The 18237-nt window shown below is 45.2% G+C and carries 13 protein-coding genes; 11 read left to right on the forward strand and 2 right to left on the reverse strand.

The features are described from left to right. Window positions 1-8 precede the first annotated feature (8 nt). Together AB4503_RS11730 and AB4503_RS11735 are read right to left on the reverse strand one after the other, a co-directional pair. Window positions 9-509: a tripartite tricarboxylate transporter TctB family protein gene (locus AB4503_RS11730; RefSeq protein ID WP_372114742.1), complete on the reverse strand. Its 501-nt coding sequence runs from the start codon at window positions 507-509 to the stop codon at window positions 9-11. Between the two features lie 245 nt (window positions 510-754). Next, window positions 755-1726 (reverse strand): tripartite tricarboxylate transporter substrate binding protein, encoded by a 972-nt coding sequence (locus AB4503_RS11735; RefSeq protein WP_004733595.1) that lies wholly within the window; start codon window positions 1724-1726, stop codon window positions 755-757. Window positions 1727-2176: 450 nt separating this feature from the next. Between AB4503_RS11735 and AB4503_RS11740 the strand changes: the two genes are divergently transcribed. The 11 genes from AB4503_RS11740 to AB4503_RS11790 all read left to right on the forward strand — a co-directional run bounded on the left by AB4503_RS11740 (window position 2177) and on the right by AB4503_RS11790 (window position 18176). Next, on the forward strand, window positions 2177-5350 hold the full coding sequence (locus AB4503_RS11740; RefSeq protein ID WP_372114745.1) for an HD domain-containing phosphohydrolase: 3174 nt from the start codon (window positions 2177-2179) through the stop codon (window positions 5348-5350). 382 nt (window positions 5351-5732) lie between these two features. After that, a complete protein-coding gene (locus AB4503_RS11745; RefSeq protein WP_108152223.1) occupies window positions 5733-6452 on the forward strand; it encodes a GntR family transcriptional regulator in 720 nt (239 codons plus the stop codon). Window positions 6453-6552: 100 nt separating this feature from the next. Beyond that, window positions 6553-7449, forward strand: coding sequence for a methylisocitrate lyase (gene prpB / locus AB4503_RS11750; RefSeq protein WP_372114747.1), 897 nt, complete (start codon window positions 6553-6555; stop codon window positions 7447-7449). Between the two features lie 146 nt (window positions 7450-7595). Then, window positions 7596-8807, forward strand: a complete 1212-nt coding sequence (gene prpC, locus AB4503_RS11755) for a 2-methylcitrate synthase (RefSeq protein WP_372114749.1) — start codon at window positions 7596-7598, stop codon at window positions 8805-8807. Between the two features lie 101 nt (window positions 8808-8908). Next, window positions 8909-11545 (forward strand): Fe/S-dependent 2-methylisocitrate dehydratase AcnD, encoded by a 2637-nt coding sequence (acnD, locus tag AB4503_RS11760; RefSeq protein WP_372114750.1) that lies wholly within the window; start codon window positions 8909-8911, stop codon window positions 11543-11545. Between the two features lie 9 nt (window positions 11546-11554). Continuing rightward, window positions 11555-12727 carry a 2-methylaconitate cis-trans isomerase PrpF gene (prpF, locus tag AB4503_RS11765; protein WP_372114756.1) on the forward strand — a complete coding sequence of 391 codons (1173 nt, stop codon included), beginning with the start codon at window positions 11555-11557 and terminating at the stop codon, window positions 12725-12727. A 118-nt stretch (window positions 12728-12845) separates the two neighbouring features. Further along, the gene (locus AB4503_RS11770; protein ID WP_372114752.1) at window positions 12846-14750 is read left to right on the forward strand and encodes a propionyl-CoA synthetase; all 1905 of its coding nucleotides are present in this window, start codon (window positions 12846-12848) and stop codon (window positions 14748-14750) included. Between the two features lie 147 nt (window positions 14751-14897). Then, window positions 14898-15344: a hypothetical protein gene (locus tag AB4503_RS11775; protein WP_050648228.1), complete on the forward strand. Its 447-nt coding sequence runs from the start codon at window positions 14898-14900 to the stop codon at window positions 15342-15344. 236 nt (window positions 15345-15580) lie between these two features. Next, window positions 15581-15982, forward strand: coding sequence for a glycine zipper domain-containing protein (locus tag AB4503_RS11780; RefSeq protein WP_372114754.1), 402 nt, complete (start codon window positions 15581-15583; stop codon window positions 15980-15982). 215 nt (window positions 15983-16197) lie between these two features. Then, complete coding sequence (locus AB4503_RS11785) at window positions 16198-16677, forward strand: GNAT family N-acetyltransferase (RefSeq protein WP_009846623.1); 480 nt, start codon at window positions 16198-16200, stop codon at window positions 16675-16677. Between the two features lie 86 nt (window positions 16678-16763). After that, window positions 16764-18176, forward strand: a complete 1413-nt coding sequence (locus AB4503_RS11790; RefSeq protein WP_029235369.1) for an NUDIX domain-containing protein — start codon at window positions 16764-16766, stop codon at window positions 18174-18176. Window positions 18177-18237 lie beyond the last annotated feature (61 nt).

Here is an 18237-nt window from a genome sequence, read left to right on the forward strand (position 1 = left end):
TGTTATCCCTACCAAAGAGTGAAGATTAAACCAGGCTCTAGGTAGATATCTAAGCCTTGAGTTAATAAAAGAAAGAACGCGATAACGAAAGGAAACGACGCGCCAAATAAAACAGTTTTGCGGCGCTCACCCAACAGGTAAAAGCCTGCAAGTAAGAAGAAGCTGGTTGCTAAAACAAAGCCAAGATAAGTCAGCCCAACACCGTACAGTGCCATTAACACCAAGAAGCCAATCAGCAGTTTCCAGTTTAGCGGTGTTGTGTCACATGTGACTTTCTTATCCGGTTGTCCTGTTATTAGCAGGATCAACGAAAGGCCAATGCCGATAAACGTCAACAGGGTAGGTAAGGTTCTTGCTGTGAAGGGTTCGTACTCGTCACCGGGGAACAAAGGAATCAGCGTGGTTTGGTAGCCATAGCATAAACATGCAAGCATAAAGAGCATGGCTCCGATGCGATCCTTCGAAAGCAAAGATTCCTTACTCAGAAATTTGGTTGGTAAGTCCGACATATCCAACTCCATTTGGGGTGGTATAAAAAGTAAAAAAGCCGTACATGAGCGAGTCAATGAAATGTCTGGGATCACTAACCAAAGGTAAGCGAATTACGGTACTGGTTTATCAGCCACTTGCGTTTACAACGAATCGGCAAGCGTTAGTAATACGTCTACGAATAAACAAAGGAGTTTGAAGTTAACTCATGCACGGCGAAACAAGGAAAGAGTAAGAGGGCACATAGGCCCTCTATGGTTGTTGGTTATTTCAAGAAACCAAGCTCTCGCATTAGGTCGCCCATCTGTTTTTCTTGATCTTCTAGGAAGGCGTAAAAATCTTTGTCAGCTTTGTAGTTGTCGATCCAACCGTTACGGTCACGAACCACTTGCCACTCATCGGTTTTGTACATTTTGCCAAGCGCTACATTCCACTCGTCGATCTTCGCTTGGCTTGTGCCCGGTGCTGCAAAGAAACCACGCCAGTTAGCGAATACGGTTTCGTTGCCGTACTCAGTCAGTGTTGGGATATTCGGTGCAGCGTCAAGACGCTTTGGTGCCGTTACAGCAAGCACTTTTACTTGGCCAGATTTAGACATCTCTAGCACTTCACCAAGGCCAGTAGAAAGCAGCTGTGTTTCGCCAGAAAGCAGTGCCGCCATCGCTTTACCGCCAGCATCGTAGGCAATGTAACGTACTTTTTTAGCATCAAAACCTTCGCCTTTGAACGCTGCCGCAACCACAAGGTGGTCCATGCTGCCACGAGCTGAGCCACCAGCAATTTTTACTTTACGTGGGTTGGTTTCGAATTCTTTAACGACGTCTTCCCAAGTGTTGTACTTAGAATCTGCAGACGCGACAATTGCACCGTAATCGGCAATGGTTGCTGCTACAGGAGTTAGGTCACGGAAAGATTGTGGGAAGATCCCCGTTAGTGAACGAACAACGATAGGCGTTGAGTTCACCATTAGCGTGTCTTCTTGGCGTTGAGCCGTTTCGATTAGGTGAGCAATCGCTTTACCGCCACCGCCACCAGATAGGTTTTGGAAAGAGACATTTTCTACGATGTCTGATTTCACCAATACATCACCCGTACCACGAGCTGTCATATCCCAACCGCCACCAGCGCCGCCAGGGATTAGGAAGTGGATTTTTTCTACGTCAGCAGCAAAAGTGTTGAAAGAAAAGGTTGCTGCGATTATAGAAGCCGCAAGAGTAGGTTTCAGTGCCTTGAACATGGTTCACGTTCCTTATGTAGGGGATCTCTTCAATGGAGAGAAACTTATGTTTTATATCCAGCTACTAAATACACGAATAGGGTATTGCTTAGTAGATGACGTTAAAGTTAACGGTGTGTTAACGAAATGTCTGTAATGCGGCGATATTGAGAATAAAGAACATTGGATTAATATTGTTCATAAAGTTCACGGGGAGGTGGCTGTAGGATTCTTCTAGCAATAATAACTAGGTTTTTCTTGAGTTTATGTGAACAATTTTTTTGACTGTTGGTCGCTTTATACTGCTGTGTATCATTAAAGAGGGTACTTATTGCGACACAAAGAGTGATATGGAGAGGCGCTCTTTAATATATAGAATAATATGTTGCTAGGTGTGCAGTGCTACTGTAATAATATGATTATAGCTGGCACGTTACATTTCTGAGCTAGTGGTTATTCAAGGATCGAATAATGACAGACAAAAAAATTTCGTTACGATTTACTGTTGGAGGAATGTTTTTACTCGCGACATTTCTTACCGCTGTTGTTGCGGTTTCACTGCAATATTACTTCAGTAAAAAAATGGCGACTGAGAATACCCTATCAAAGTTGACGATGGTGTCCCAAGAGCTGAGTAACTATATCGGCGCGGTTGATTCTGACGCAGCCAATACCGCGCGTTTACTTTCTTCAGTGAAACGTTCTATAAGTAACAAAATATCGAAAGAAGAGTCGCGTAGTATTCTTTCAGAAGCAATTAAAGATAACCCTCTCTTTTATAGTATTTACATTGGCTCATCTAATGAAAACTTCTTCCAAATTATTAATCTAGAATCTGCCCCTGTCGTTAGAGAAAAAATCGGTGCACAACAAAAGGACCGTTGGGTTGTGGTTGAGATTCATAATATAGGGGAGGAGCGCGTCCGTACGACGAAATATTTTGACCAAGAGTTTACGCTAAGAAACTCAACTACGGAGCAGAGCAACTACCTTCCAACAACCAGGCCTTGGTATGTTTTTGCCAATGTTCAGTCGGTCGAAAAAACTCAGCCATATCTTTTCCAGCATTTACAAATTACCGGGCAAACTTATTCTTTAGCGTTTGATTCGAAAATCGAATCTGAAGTTCAACATGTGATTGGTATTGATATTGTGTTGTCTTCTTTAGCTAGCAAACTATCAGGTACGGCGCTTGGCTTAGCAGAAGACAGTAAGGTTGAGTCTTTCTTATATTCGAAATCGGGTAATATTATTGCGTCTAACCTCAAGGTTAACAATCAGGAATCGGAGTTTGATGTATCAACATTGATGCTATCGTCTGAGCAGCAAGCCTTGATTAACGATACCCCTCCGCTGTTAGTGTCTAATCAAAATGATTGGGGGCCGATGGACTTTTCAGTGGCGGGAAAACCAAACGGCTATGCGATAGACCTTCTTAAAATGATTGGTGAGATGACAGGGATCAGGTTTGAATTTGTTAATGGTTTCTCTTGGGGCGAGCTTGTCAGTAAGTTTCAAGAAGGAAGTATTGATGGCCTGCAATCGGTTCAACATTATAAAAATAATGGCATAGATGGCCTATACACGACTCCAATTTATGAATTGCCATTTTCTATCGTGACAAGGGTCGGCGCGAAGGTTGTCACTAATTATGCCGAGCTTGAGGGTAAAAAAGTTGCCATTTTATCTGGGTGGTCAATTATTCCTAAGTTGAGAGAGGATTTTCCGAACATTGATTTAGTTGAATTTGAAAACCTAGAGTCTGCATTTAATTCAATTGAAAGCGAAGAGAACTTTGCTTTCTTAGAAGCAGAACCCGTACTCTCGTTTGCATTAGATAGGTTTTTCCAGCCAGGCCTTGTTGTCAATGGGACTCTAGAAGATCTAAAACAGAACTACTCAAACCAATTCCATTTGGTGCTGCAGAGCAAGCATAAACAATTGCTCCCAATCATTGATCAAGCTATCAGTAAGTTAAGTGGTGAACAACTTGATGCCTTAGCGAAAAAGTGGCTGCATGATACCGGCTTTAATACGAATACGACGGTTCCTTATACTGAACTTTATGATTTGACTAAGGAAGCAACGGTTGAAGGCAGTATGGTAAGGGTAGAGTTGAATGGCGAGATCAAGCATCTCTATTTAAAGAAAATAGACACGGGCGAACACTACTCTGAGTATTTTGCGGTATTGATTCCCGAATCTGAAGTCTTCAGTACAGTCAATAAACGTCTAGCAACCTCTGTTGGTGTAACGGTGTTACTGATGAGTTTGACGTTGCCTATTGCTTGGGTTTTTGGTGCGCCGATAGTGCATCCAATTCGCCAATTAGAGGAAGAGACTCATAAGGTTAAGCTGCGTGATTATGACAACGTGACAGTTCTTGATACTCGAATCAAAGAAGTGTGGGAATTATCTGTTGCTGTAAAAGATATGGCTATGGAGATTAAACGACATGAACAGATGCAAGAGGCGTTTGTTGAGTCGTTTATCAAGCTCATCGCTCAAGCGATCGATGATAAGTCCGCTTATACGGCAGGGCATTGTAATCGTGTACCAGAACTCGGCTTGATGCTGGCTGACGCGGCGGAACAATCGCAGTCTGAGCACTTCAAAGACTTTGAGTTTAAAAATGATGACGAACGCCGTGAGTTTAGAATTGCGGCTTGGCTTCATGATTGTGGCAAGATCACGACACCGGAACACATCGTCGATAAAGGTACGAAGTTAGAAGCGAACTACAACCGAATCCACGAGGTGAGAACTCGATTTGAAGTACTTTGGCGTGATGCGGAAATCACCGCTTTGAGAAAACAACTTGATGGTACGCTATCAACGCAACTGATAGCCGATGAACTTACGGCAACGAAGCAGCAGCTACAAGATGACTTTGCCTTTATCGCTACGTCGAACGTTGGTGGTGAGTTCATGAGTGACGACAAAGTTGCTCGTATTCGTTCGATAGCTGAGACGACTTGGATGCGTAATTTTGATGACCAACTTGGTCTATCACCGATAGAAGCCTTGAATCGAGAATCGAGTTCAAGCTTGCCAGCGACAGAGCTGCTGTTAAGTGATAAGCCTGAACATATAGTGAAAAGAGATAGGCCGTTAGAGTTCGACCCGAAATATCAAATCAAAATGGATGTGCCGGAGCACCTATACAACTTAGGCGAAGTCTACAATCTGAGCATTGCACGTGGCACGTTAACTGCTGAAGACCGATTCAAGATAAATGAGCATATGCTTGGCACGATTAAGATGCTTGAGAACCTGCCATTCCCGAAAGAGCTAAGCCGTGTTCCTCGCTATGCTTCGACGCATCATGAAACACTCAAAGGTACGGGATATCCAAGGAAGCTGACTGGTGATGACCTTTCAATCCCAGAACGTATTCTGGTGATCTCCGATATTTTTGAGGCGTTAACTGCTGCGGATAGGCCTTATAAGAAGGCGAAGCCAATCAGTGTTGCTGTCGACATCATGTACAAAATGGCGTTGGACGAGCATCTCGATATCGAACTGTTTAGATTGTTCTTAACCAGCGGTACTCACCTGCGTTATGCAGAAGAGTATCTCAAACCGGAACAAATTGATTTCGTTGATATCAACAAATACCTAGAAGTTACTCGTCAGATAGCTTGATTAAAGGTTGGCTTGTTAGAACGGGTTCGATGAATGAAAGGCGCACATGAGTGCGCCTTTTTTATATCTGTTTATCGGTGAGCTGGTGGATAGATACGAAGGGGGCTGCTTTCGGCTATAAGTTGTCGACATATCGATTTCAAATGATTTTAGGGTAGATAGGGGGTTAGTGACTCTTACTCTGATTAAATCGATAAATAACAGATGGTTGAGTTGTTTGTAGTGTCCTTTTGGATTAGTTTTAATCGTCTATGAAAAATACTACCTTAGTCTAAATTGTCGACAATTGGCTTGATTGTCGACAATTCAATCGTGTATTTTATGTTCATGTTATGAAATTGTTGACAGTTAGGGTCGGCAATCAGAAGTGAGCAGCGTGAATATGAATACTGCGATAAAAGATCTCACCTTAAGTGCAAACACGAAAACACGTGTGAGCAACAAAGAAAACACCAAGTCGGAAAATCTGACAGAGTATCTCGTTGAGGCGATTGTTAACGGTGAATTAGCACCGGGCAGTAAGATCTCGGAGCCTGAACTGGCTAAACGCTTCGAGGTAAGTCGAGGTCCATTACGTGAAGCGATAATGCGTGTGGAAGGGCTAGGGCTTATTGAGCGAATTCCTCATGTCGGCGCTCGAGTTATTACTTTTTCGGCAGACAAACTGCTAGAGCTTTACGCGGTGCGAGAGGCATTGGAAGGTATGGCTGCGCGATTAGCAGCGCGACATATCACACAAGAAGAGCTTATTGGGCTTGAAGGGTTATTGTCGACACACTCAAAGCACATCGATGAAGTCGAAGGTTCTTCTTACTTTCATCAACATGGGGATTTCGATTTCCATTATCGCATTATCAAAGCGAGTCGTAACAGCAAACTCATTTCGCTGCTGTGTGACGAGCTTTATCACCTATTACGAATGTACCGCTATCAATCGCCTAGGGCTCAGTCTCGACCAAAAGAGGCGCTCGATGAACACAAATACATCCTACAAGCGATTCGTAATCGCGATGAAGAGCTAGCAGAAATGCTAATGCGACGACACATCTCGGGCAGTCGATTGCTGATAGAACAACAAATTCAATCCAAAGATCTTGATTAACTGGCGACTGGTATCTGTCAGCGGGTCAGAGCTGGCGATAACCAAAAGCCGTAAGTCTTAAAGGTTAGCTAGAAATAAACAATTAACAGGGAGCGTCATTATGAAGTTATCAGCAGGAGCTAAGTTCCGACAAGCTGTGCAAGACAACGACCCATTGCAGATCGTCGGCACGGTCAATCCGTACTGCGCAATGATGGCAAAGAACTTGGGCCACCAAGCTATCTATTTGTCTGGCGGAGGTATCGCCAATGCGTCTTACGGTTTGCCTGACTTGGGCATTACTACATTGAACGATGTGTTGGTCGATGTGGAACGTATTACCAATGCGTGTGATTTACCTTTGCTGGTGGACATCGATACGGGGTTTGGTGGTGCATTTAACATTGCACGAACCATTCGAGCGATGGAAAAAGCGGGTGCTGCTGCTATTCACATGGAAGATCAAGTTGCCCAGAAGCGATGTGGTCATCGTCCCAATAAAGCGATTGTAAGCCAGCAAGAGATGGTTGATCGAGTCAAAGCGGCAACAGATGCTAGAACCGATGAGAGCTTCGTGATTATGGCGCGTACCGATGCATTGGCGGTTGAAGGCATTGATAGCGCGATTGAACGAGCGATTGCGTGTGTTGAAGCGGGCGCAGACATGATTTTCCCTGAGGCGATGAATCAACTCGACCAATATGTGAAGTTCTCGGCAGCTTTGAAATCAGCAACAGGTAAACATGTGCCTATTCTTGCGAACATCACTGAATTTGGCCAAACCCCCCTCTATAACTGTAACGAGTTAGCCCAATCAAGTGTCGATATGGTGCTTTACCCATTGAGTGCGTTCCGTGCGATGAACAAAGCCGCGGAGAATGTTTACAAACACTTGTTAGTTGAAGGCAACCAAGAAGCTCTGTTGGACTCAATGCAAACCCGTAAAGAGCTTTACGAACACCTGAGTTACCACGATTACGAGAACAAGCTTGATCAGTTGTTTTCAAGCGAAGGGTAAACCAGTTTCAATTAATCAAAAATCAACTTAATCCAATAACGTGAAATGGTTAGTCGCCAAATCCAGTACCGATGATAAAGATCATCGGGCATATAAATAGGCAGCACCAAAGAGTGCAGGCGGCTAACACAGAAAAGGAGTTCACCATGTCTGTATCTTTGAGTGATAAAGCCGCTGTCGAAAATGCTTCAAAAGTAGAGCAAAAAAGTGAAAAAACAGCAAACAAACCAGCCAGCGCACCGGCAATCGGTGGTGCTGGTCTACGTGGTCAAAGTGCAGGGTCGACTGCGCTATGTACGGTAGGAAAATCAGGAACGGGTTTAACTTACCGTGGCTATGACATTACCGATCTTGCTAACCACGCTCAGTTTGAAGAAGTGGCACATCTGCTATTAAGAGGCCATTTGCCCAATGAAAAAGAGCTAGACGATTACAAAACATTGTTGGTTGGTTTACGTGGTTTACCTCAACCTTTGAAAGCATTGTTGGAGCTTATTCCTGCAGACGCTCACCCAATGGATGTGATGAGAACGGGTTGTTCGATGCTAGGTAATCTAGAGCAAGAATCTGATTTTTCAGAACAATTGCCTGCGACTGAACGAATGCTCGCGCTTTTCCCTGCGATTATTTGTTACTGGTATCGCTTTAGCCATGATGGCGTGCGCATTGATACGGAAGATCAAAGCGAAGCGTGTCTGGGTGGCTACTTCTTGAAGATGTTAACGGATAAAGCGCCGAGTGAACTTCACAAGAAGGTAATGCACTGCTCGCTCACCCTGTATGCGGAACATGAGTTTAATGCTTCGACTTTTGCCGCTCGTGTGTGTGCATCAACACTGGCAGATATTCATTCGTGCGTTACAGCAGCAATTGGCACACTAAGAGGTCCTTTACATGGCGGTGCGAATGAAGCGGCAATGGAAATGATCCAAGATTGGAAATCCGCTGATGAAGCAGAAACTAACATCATGCAGATGCTTGCTAACAAAGACAAAATCATGGGCTTCGGTCATGCCATTTATCGTGAAAGCGACCCACGAAATGCTCTAATCAAGCGTTGGTCAAAAGAGTTAGCTCAAGAAGTGGGAGATAAGCAGCTTTACGCCGTTTCTGAGCGTGTTGAAGCGGTAATGAAGCGCGAGAAAGGCTTGTTCTGTAATGCTGACTTCTTCCATGCGTCGGCTTATCACTTCATGGACATCCCAACCAAATTGTTTACTCCTATCTTCGTGATGAGCCGCCTTACGGGTTGGACGGCGCACGTGTTCGAACAGAGAGAAAATAATCGCATCATTCGTCCAAGTGCAGACTACACCGGCCCAGAGCATCAAGACTGGCTACCAATCCACTTACGTTAGTTCTCTATATCGAGCCGACTTATGTCTTGAGGTGACTTCCGTCTTCATATGACAAGGCCTCAAGAACCAACGAATAGAATTTAACAGATAATGGTGGATGTATGTCTGATGTAAAACTTGAACAAGCTCAGTACCTTGATAAAAATCAGTACCGGAAACTTTTACCCGGAACCCATTTAGAGTATTTCGATGCTTGCGAAGCGGTAGAAGCGATATCTCCGGGCAGTTATAAAACCTTGCCTTATACGTCGAGAGTATTGGCAGAGCAATTAGTAAGACGCTGTGATCCTGAAACCCTTGAAGGCAGCTTAAAACAGATTATTGAACGCAAGAGCGACTTAGATTTTCCTTGGTATCCTGCGCGCGTGGTATGTCATGACATTCTTGGTCAAACAGCCTTGGTTGATTTGGCTGGATTAAGAGACGCGATTGCCGACCAAGGCGGAGACCCTGCCAATGTGAACCCCGTTGTCGAAACTCAATTGATTGTTGATCACTCTCTGGCAGTGGAACATGCAGGCTTTGATAGCGAAGCCTTTGATAAAAACCGCGCGATTGAGGAGCGCAGAAACGAAGACCGTTTTCATTTTATTGAATGGTGTAAAACCGCGTTTAAAAACGTGAGTGTGATCCCTGCGGGTAACGGGATCATGCACCAGATTAACTTGGAGAAAATGTCTCCAGTTATTCAATCTAAAGAAGGCGTCGCGTTTCCTGATACCTGTGTCGGCACAGACAGCCATACTCCTCATGTCGATGCTCTGGGCGTTATTGCCATTGGTGTGGGCGGCTTGGAAGCTGAGACAGTGATGCTCGGTCGTCCGTCAATGATGCGTTTGCCTGATATTGTCGGCGTTAAACTAACGGGTCAACGACAAGAAGGGATCACCGCAACGGATATTGTGCTTGCGATTACTGAGTTCCTTCGCAATGAGAGAGTGGTCTCAAGCTATTTGGAATTCTTCGGTGAAGGGGCTCGTGCTCTGACTATTGGTGACCGCGCAACGATATCTAACATGACGCCAGAATATGGTGCGACAGCGGGTATGTTCTATATCGATGAACAGACCATTCAATACCTAAAACTCACTGGCCGTGAGCCTGAGCAGGTTGAACTAGTCGAACGCTATGCCAAGCAAACCGGACTTTGGGCTGATGACTTAGATTCCGCTCAATACGAACGTGTGCTTGAGTTTGATTTGTCTAAAGTTGAGCGTAACCTTGCGGGGCCTTCAAATCCTCATCGCCGTTTGCCAACCAGAGAGCTGGCTGAACAAGGTATCAGCCAAGCATCTTGGAAAGAGCAGCATGCTAAGCAGTACAGCGATGATCAGATGCCCGATGGTGCCGTAATCATTGCGGCAATTACTTCTTGTACTAACACCAGTAACCCAAGAAACGTGGTCGCCGCGGCATTGGTTGCTAAGAAAGCCAATCAGCTTGGATTAGTTCGCAAGCCGTGGGTGAAAACGTCATTTGCGCCGGGCTCTAAAGTTGCCAAGCTCTATCTTGAGTCGGCAGGTTTGCTACCTGAGCTGGAACAATTAGGCTTCGGTATCGTAGGTTATGCGTGCACAACCTGTAATGGAATGAGTGGTGCGTTGGATCCTAAAATTCAACAAGAGATCATCGACCGTGACCTATATTCAACCGCTGTGCTATCGGGGAATCGAAACTTCGATGGTCGAATTCACCCTTATGCCAAACAAGCGTTTTTAGCATCACCGCCATTGGTCGTCGCTTATGCCTTAGCTGGTACGATTCGCTTTGATATCGAAAAAGACAGCTTAGGTACAGACAGCAACGGAAAATCGATCTATTTAAGTGACTTGTGGCCGAGTGATGCAGAGATCGATGCAGTGGTCGGTGAACATGTTAAGCCTCAGCAATTCCAACAAATCTACGTGAAAATGTTCCAGCCAGACGAGGAACAGGTGACTACTGAACCGCTTTATGACTGGCGACCTCAAAGTACCTATATTCGCAGACCACCTTATTGGGAAGGAGCTCTGGCGGGAGAGCGAAGCCTATCTGGTATGAGACCTTTAGCGATTTTGGGTGACAACATCACCACAGATCACTTATCCCCTTCAAATGCGATTCTCGCTTCGAGCGCTGCGGGGGAATACCTCACCAAAATGGAAGTGCCGGAAGAGGACTTTAACTCTTACGCGACCCATCGAGGCGATCACTTAACCGCGCAACGAGCAACATTCGCCAACCCTAAGCTGTTTAACGAAATGGTGAAGGACGCTGGAGAAGTCGTGCAAGGTTCATTAGCAAGAGTTGAACCTGAAGGTCAAGTTACGCGAATGTGGGAAGCGATAGAAACTTACATGAATCGTAAACAACCCTTGATTGTCGTTGCTGGTGCCGATTATGGACAAGGTTCATCACGTGACTGGGCAGCCAAAGGGGTGCGCTTGGCGGGTGTTGAAGTGATTGTCGCCGAAGGCTTTGAACGAATCCACAGAACCAACTTAGTTGGAATGGGTGTGTTGCCTTTGCAGTTTAAAGCGGGAACCAATCGCAATACCTTAGAACTGGACGGCACCGAGCTTTACGACGTGTACGGCGACATTGAAGCAGGGTCTGATTTGGCTCTAGTCATCACTCGTAAAAACGGTGACAAGCTGGATGTTCCTGTGACCTGCCGACTAGACACGGCAGACGAAGTGAATGTGTACAGCGCTGGTGGCGTATTGCAACGTTTCGCTAAAGACTTTCTCGCACAGTAGGAGCTTATGATGACAAATAAACAGATAAAAGTACCTGCTACCTACATGCGGGGCGGAACAAGCAAAGGCGTTTTCTTCAACTTAAGTGACTTACCTGAGGCTGCGCAAGTTGCCGGAGAAGCTCGAGACGCATTACTTCTGCGCGTGATTGGTAGTCCAGATCCTTATGGCAAACAAACCGATGGCATGGGTGGTGCAACATCCAGTACCAGTAAAACCGTTATTGTTTCGAAAAGTAGTAAAGCCGATCACGATGTTGATTACCTATTCGGCCAAGTAGCAATAGACAAGCCGTTCGTTGATTGGAGCGGTAACTGCGGCAATCTGTCTGCTGCAGTGGGCCCATTTGCTATTCATAGTGGCCTAGTCGACTCGAATCGTATTCCAGAAAACGGTGTGGTCGAGGTGCGAGTATGGCAAGTGAACATAGAGAAAACCATTATTGTTCATGTACCTATCGCTGGTGGCGAAGTTCAAGAGTTAGGTGATTTTGAACTCGACGGTGTGACTTTCCCCGCCGCTGAGATCCAAGTTGATTTCCTAGACCCCGCCGATGCGAGTGGCTCTATGTTCCCAACAGGGAATGTTGTCGATTTTTTAGATGTTCCCGATCTGGGTTGCATCAAAGCGACATACATTAATGCTGGGATACCCACCATTTTTGTTGATGCTGAATCGGTTGGCTACCAAGGCACTGAACTTCAATCAGATATCAATAGTGATACCAAAGCCTTGGCTCTGTTTGAATCCATACGAGCATATGGTGCAGTAGCAATGGGTCTTATTGATTCTTTAGAACAAGCTGAATCACGTCAACATACACCTAAAGTCGCGTTTGTTGCTAAGCCTCAAGCGTACCAAGCTTCCAGTGGTAAATCGGTTGCTGTCGAAGATACTGACCTTCTGGTGCGTGCTTTGTCTATGGGGCAACTGCACCATGCCATGATGGGTACGGCTGCGGTTGCTATTGCTTCAGCGGCAAGTGTTCCTGGCACCTTAGTGAACTTGGCAGCCGGTGAGGGAAGTCGTGATTTCGTGACCTTTGGACACCCGTCAGGAACCTTAAAGGTAGGTGCGAAAGCGCTGCAGGCCGAAAGTGGGTGGAAAATAGAGAGGGCGATTATGAGTCGTAGTGCCCGAGTGATCATGGAAGGTGCCATTCGTGTGCCTTTTCCCAAGTAAAGCGATTGTCGTGAACGGTTAAATGTTCACGAATACAACGCTGAGAAAAGAGTGCACCCAAGTGAAACTGTTAAAAGCTAGTCGCTTGGACTAATGGATAAATCATGGAGGAGGCACTATGTCTGCTACGAATCGAATGACTAGAAAAACAGATTACATCACCGAGTATCAATGGGCGAGGGAAGACCCAAATTCGTTTTGGGAAACACAATCACAAGCGATAGATTGGTTTGAACCACCAAAAACGATATTACAAACTGACGATAACGGAATTGAGCGTTGGTTTCCTGATGGGGTGATGAACACCTGCTGGCTCGCGCTGGATTATCATTGTGAAAATGGGCGAGGTGACAATACCGCACTGATTTACGACTCTCCAGTTACAGGAACTCAATCCTCGTACACTTACAATCAATTGCGTAACCAAGTGGCTAAAGTCGCTGGTATGTTAGCCACGCAAGGCGTTACCAAAGGTGATCGTGTGGTGATCTACATGCCAATGATTCCTGAAGCGGCGATGGCAATGTTGGCCTGTGCACGACTAGGTGCGGTGCATTCGGTGGTGTTTGGTGGTTTTGCCCCTCATGAGCTTGCAGTTCGAATTGAAGATGCCGAGCCCAAGGTGTTGATTACTGCATCCTGCGGTGTCGAGATAAATAAAGTCCTGCCATATAAGCCGATGGTCGATCGCGCGATCATGGACAGCCGATGGAAGCCTGAGAAAGTGGTGGTATTCCAAAGAGAGCAGTCTCTAGCCGAATTGAACAACGAACGTGATGTACTTTGGCAGCAAGCTGTTAAGGATGCTTTGCCTCACGTATGTGTGCCTGTTCTAGCGACTGACCCACTATATATCTTGTATACATCAGGGACGACGGGTAAGCCAAAAGGCGTGGTGCGCGATAATGGTGGTCATGCGGTCGCGATGAAATACTCGATGAGCACTATCTACGATATGCCGCAAGATGGTGTGTTTTGGGCGGCTTCTGATGTCGGCTGGGTAGTGGGGCATTCCTATATTGTGTATGCGCCATTGATTCATGGTTGCACAACCATCTTGTTTGAAGGAAAGCCAGTTAGAACGCCAGATCCGGGGGCATTCTGGCGTGTGTGTGAAGAGTACAACGTCGATGTGTTATTTTCTGCGCCAACGGCATTTAGAGCTATCAAGAAAGAAGATCCTGAAGGCGAGTTACTCACCAAGTATGACTTATCATCGCTCAAGTCGATTTTTATGGCGGGAGAGCGTTTGGACCCGCCAACATTGGATTGGGTTGAGTCTCATACCAATAAACCGGTTATTGACCACTGGTGGCAAACCGAAACGGGTTGGGCTATTTCTGCCAATCCGACAGGGCTGGAATCTTTGCCAGTGAAAGCAGGTTCTTCAACTAAGCCTGTGCCCGGTTACCAAGTCGAGATTCTTAATGAATTGGGTGAAACGGCACAGCCAAATCAGCAAGGCTTTGTTGCACTCAAACGTCCACTACCACCCGGTTGTCTGCCAACGGTTTGGCGTAATCATGATCGATTTGAATCTGGCTATCTGAGCCAATTCCCAGGCTATTATGTTTCTGGGGACGGTGGCTATCTCGATGAAGATGGGTATCTATTTATTATGGGCCGTATCGACGATGTGATAAACGTAGCGGGACACCGTCTGTCGACTGGAGAAATGGAAGAGATCGTGGGTGGTCACCCAGCCATTGCAGAATGTGCGGTAGTCGGGATTCACGATGACTTGAAAGGACAACTTCCTTTAGGTCTAGTTGTGTTAAAAGATGGCGTAAAAGTCGATGGCATTGAGTTGCAAAGGGAATTGGTTGGCAAGGTTCGTAATGAGATCGGCGCGGTAGCTTGTTTTAAGCAAGCCTTGGTTGTTGAGAGGTTACCTAAGACACGCTCAGGTAAGATCTTACGTAGAACGATCCGGCAGATCGCAGAAGGTGAACAATATGTGGTGCCTTCAACTATTGACGACCCTACCAGCTTAACTGAAATTGCTGAAAAGCTCGGCAAATAGACGTCGCAGTTTAGGTAATCTCACCTTCGGCTTGTTGATTTATACATAATCCGGCGTGATGGTTTACCTAAACTCTACTTTATTCATCCGCTTATCCATTGCGTTTACTATGACCTCATTATGAATCCCACATATTGAGGTCTTTTTATGCGAGCTTACTTTTTGTTGATTGCTTTATTGGTCAGTGGTGCTGCTAGTGCCAGTATTTCAAAGGATGAAGCGAGTAGAGCGTTGTTAGAACCTTTGAGTCATCCCAAGGTATTTAAATGTGTATCAAAGACTGGCGTCGATCTCTATCAAGCGGTTTTTGATATTGGTGTGGGATATGAAGCCGACCCTATTAACTCGAAGATGATCGTTAATTCAAGGAAAGGCCGCTACGAATATCAAATCTTAGGCGCAGTAAGGTCTGAAAGAGCTGGTGAAATTGTCGTGTTAACTCGCCATGTGGGAGACGGTGTTAAAGTTGCGGCTATGATTGATGACGAAAATGGCAAGATACTGGGGATCGGCGATAAAAATCATTATCGAGATTGTGGTGTTAGGCCACCACCTAGCGTAGCAAACATGCAAAACTTTTGGTCTAAAGGCTAAGAGATATGTGAAAGGCAAGAATTATAGAGAAAGCGCGATTGAGGCGACCTTATTGGTCGCCTTTTTTGTTGGTGAGGATAAAGCGAGCTCAAAGCTATATATCATTAATCAGTTATGCGATGGCTGAATAATACATAGCTGAACATGATGTATCGTCTAAACTTGGCTTTATTTATCTCATTAACGGCTCTGCTTAAGATGGTTCTACTCAAAACGAAGAACTAAGCGAGACTCCTATGAAATTCACTAAACCTTTTCTTTTAGCGACACTGATTGTGACTCTTTCTGGTTGCGCATCACCAGCAATGGATAACGAAAATGAGAATGCCGCACGTAATCGTGGTGCGGTAGGTGGTGCTTTATTAGGAGCAACAGCCGGCGCTCTAACTGGAGATGCGAGTTTAGCCGTTAAGGGCGCTGCATTAGGTGGTGTGACCGGTGGTGTTGCGGGTTCAATGAAAGATACGGTCGATGCAAGAAACGCACAACGAACCCAAGTTACTGCTGATGGTCTAGCGCAAGACAATCGCACTGATGCAGAAAAGCGAGTTGCGGAAGTAGAGGCGGAAATTAAGCTTATTGAACTGGAACAACAGCTTGCTGATCTCAAAGAAGAGAAAGAAGATAACGGTGCATAAAGCTGAAGCTACAGCAAAAGCCACAGCAAAAACCATAGCTTCGATATTCGTTTAATTCAAAATCATTCAAACAGAATGGCCACGTAATGTGGCCGTTTTTGTATCTAAAATACACACTTCAAACAATGAATTAATTCAATAACTTGTATAGATACTCACGCCAAGTAAACTAGACTCAATTTAGATATTAATTTGGTTTGAGAAGCGCAATAGTCATGAATGTCACCTTAAGGGCCGCAAAGCACGCGGATTTAGAACAACTTAACGAGTTAATGTTCGATCTCCACCATCACCACCACCTTGCTAGCCCAGAGCACTTTAAAACGGCAGAAGAGATTGAGCAGGAAAAAAGCATTGCACGATACTTGGATGACCCTGAATGTTTGGTTTATGTGGCATTAAAAGGAGAGCTCATTGTTGGCTTTATCTCTGGGCATTTTTGTGAGCTTATCTCAACGGTCAGCAAACCAGTGCCGATGGGAAGTGTCGATGAACTGTTTGTCTTGCCTGATTATCGAAAAGAATCGATTGCTGAAAAGTTGTTTAACAAAGTTGAAAGTACTTTTGATGATTATGGGGTTGAACAAGTCTTTGTAGAAGTTTGGGACTTTAACTCGCCTGCCAAGGACTTCTATCAAAAAATGGGGTTCACACCTCACATTCAATGGATGAGGAAGGCTTTGCACAAAACGTAGACAGCGATTTTGTGTGGCTTTGATTACAATAGTTCAACTGCAACAGCAGTCTTCAATATTCTTCTATTATTTTTTAGGTAAACTCGTTGGTTATTCGATATTTATTAGTTTTCATACTGTCTCTTTTGAGTACTACTTCCGCTTGGGCAAACGACACTTTGCCCGATCATATCGCGGGCGCCTTGTGTGTAGTACGTGCTGATAACCAAATCGTGTTGGTTGATGAGTTGATCACCGGTCAATTGTCTCTACCGGGAGGCACTGTTGTTTCAGGTGAGCCGCCAGCCGTCGCGGCGCAACGTGAAACGTGGGAAGAGGCTGGTTTGTCGGTAACGGTCGGTGATGTGCTAGGTTATACCGACAGTGCCGTCGTGTTTGATTGTATTTCTGACTCTGAAGTGATCAGTTACAAGGCTCGAAATGAGTTAGGTGGCTTTGAGCTGCCGATTTGGTTTGCTCCTCATTATGGCGTGGAAGTCAGCCGAGCGATGTTACTTCCTCCTACTGAATTGCAAGATCACCAATACCGCTACCCAGAACAGTGGTCTGAGATTAACGAGCTGTTTTTATCTGCGACAGATCAACCGGTGACGTATGTGACTGAGCTGGTGGGCGCGGCACCCAAAGTCCATCAAGTTGAATTAAATTGGATTGTGTCACTTCAAAACACGTTCGATAAGATGCCAAGCGTATTTGCGAATACTGTGCTTTTGACTGACTTGTTGGCCAAGCCATGGGTCTTCATTGTGATATTGCCGTTAATTGCTTGGTACTTTGGCCGTAACTTCGCGTTGAAGTTTGGCTTCACTTTGATCTCGGTGACACTACTTACTTTAATCGCGCACCAAGGTTTTGGTTTTCCACGTCCACACGCTTACATGCCAACATTGAAACTGGTGATGAGCAGTGGGTATAGTTTTCCAAGTCTGTTGGCTGCCTTGTGGGTCAGTTTAACCTTGTTAGTCTTTTGGAAACTAAAGCGCCTCTTGGAGCAAAAAGCCATTCTGGTAGTGCTCGCTGGCCTGCTGTGGATCATGCTATTTAAGTCTTATTCAGGTAGTGCGTTTTTTAGTGATGTATTAATGGGTGGCGTATTAGGCGCTTTAACGACGTGGCATATCGTGAGATTAGACGCGAAACCGGATGTTGATATTAGCGCCTTATTGAGTTCTAAAGGTGTTTGGTGGGCATTGTGCTTACTGTCGATTGTTCTGACGGTGATATGGCCACTGCCAACATTCTCATTCTGGGTGGCGATTTTGATGACGATTGCATGCCTAGTGACGTTAACAGACTCGAAACCTTTGGTTGGTCAGTTCTCATTCAAGATCGTTCTTGGAGTGATGGCGATGTTGTTAGCGGGAAATCTGCTGATTAGCTGGGCTGGAAGCTTTGTCTCTTTCAGCGGTATTGCTTCATTTATTGTTGAAACGTTACGTTTCCCAATCTTGATTCTGTTTGGTGTGGTGGCATTTCGTCTGCCATGGAAAAGAGAGTAAGCGACTCGACTAACACAAAATCAAAAAGGCTGTGCAGTGCACTAATGCCGATCAGTTAAAG

It is taken from the genome of Vibrio sp. 10N.222.55.B11, from assembly GCF_041473705.1.
In the GTDB taxonomy this organism is placed as follows: Bacteria; Pseudomonadota; Gammaproteobacteria; order Enterobacterales; family Vibrionaceae; genus Vibrio; species Vibrio crassostreae_C.

Coding starts and splice junctions, on each gene's coding strand:
- prpB (WP_372114747.1), top strand. CDS start 6,553: ATGAAGTTATCAGCAGGAGCTAAGTTCCGACAAGCTGTGCAAGACAAC.
- AB4503_RS11785 (WP_009846623.1), top strand. CDS start 16,198: ATGAATGTCACCTTAAGGGCCGCAAAGCACGCGGATTTAGAACAACTT.
- AB4503_RS11740 (WP_372114745.1), top strand. CDS start 2,177: ATGACAGACAAAAAAATTTCGTTACGATTTACTGTTGGAGGAATGTTT.
- AB4503_RS11730 (WP_372114742.1), bottom strand. CDS start 509: ATGTCGGACTTACCAACCAAATTTCTGAGTAAGGAATCTTTGCTTTCG.
- prpC (WP_372114749.1), top strand. CDS start 7,596: ATGTCTGTATCTTTGAGTGATAAAGCCGCTGTCGAAAATGCTTCAAAA.
- AB4503_RS11780 (WP_372114754.1), top strand. CDS start 15,581: ATGAAATTCACTAAACCTTTTCTTTTAGCGACACTGATTGTGACTCTT.
- acnD (WP_372114750.1), top strand. CDS start 8,909: ATGTCTGATGTAAAACTTGAACAAGCTCAGTACCTTGATAAAAATCAG.
- AB4503_RS11745 (WP_108152223.1), top strand. CDS start 5,733: ATGAATACTGCGATAAAAGATCTCACCTTAAGTGCAAACACGAAAACA.
- prpF (WP_372114756.1), top strand. CDS start 11,555: ATGACAAATAAACAGATAAAAGTACCTGCTACCTACATGCGGGGCGGA.
- AB4503_RS11775 (WP_050648228.1), top strand. CDS start 14,898: ATGCGAGCTTACTTTTTGTTGATTGCTTTATTGGTCAGTGGTGCTGCT.
- AB4503_RS11735 (WP_004733595.1), bottom strand. CDS start 1,726: ATGTTCAAGGCACTGAAACCTACTCTTGCGGCTTCTATAATCGCAGCA.
- AB4503_RS11770 (WP_372114752.1), top strand. CDS start 12,846: ATGTCTGCTACGAATCGAATGACTAGAAAAACAGATTACATCACCGAG.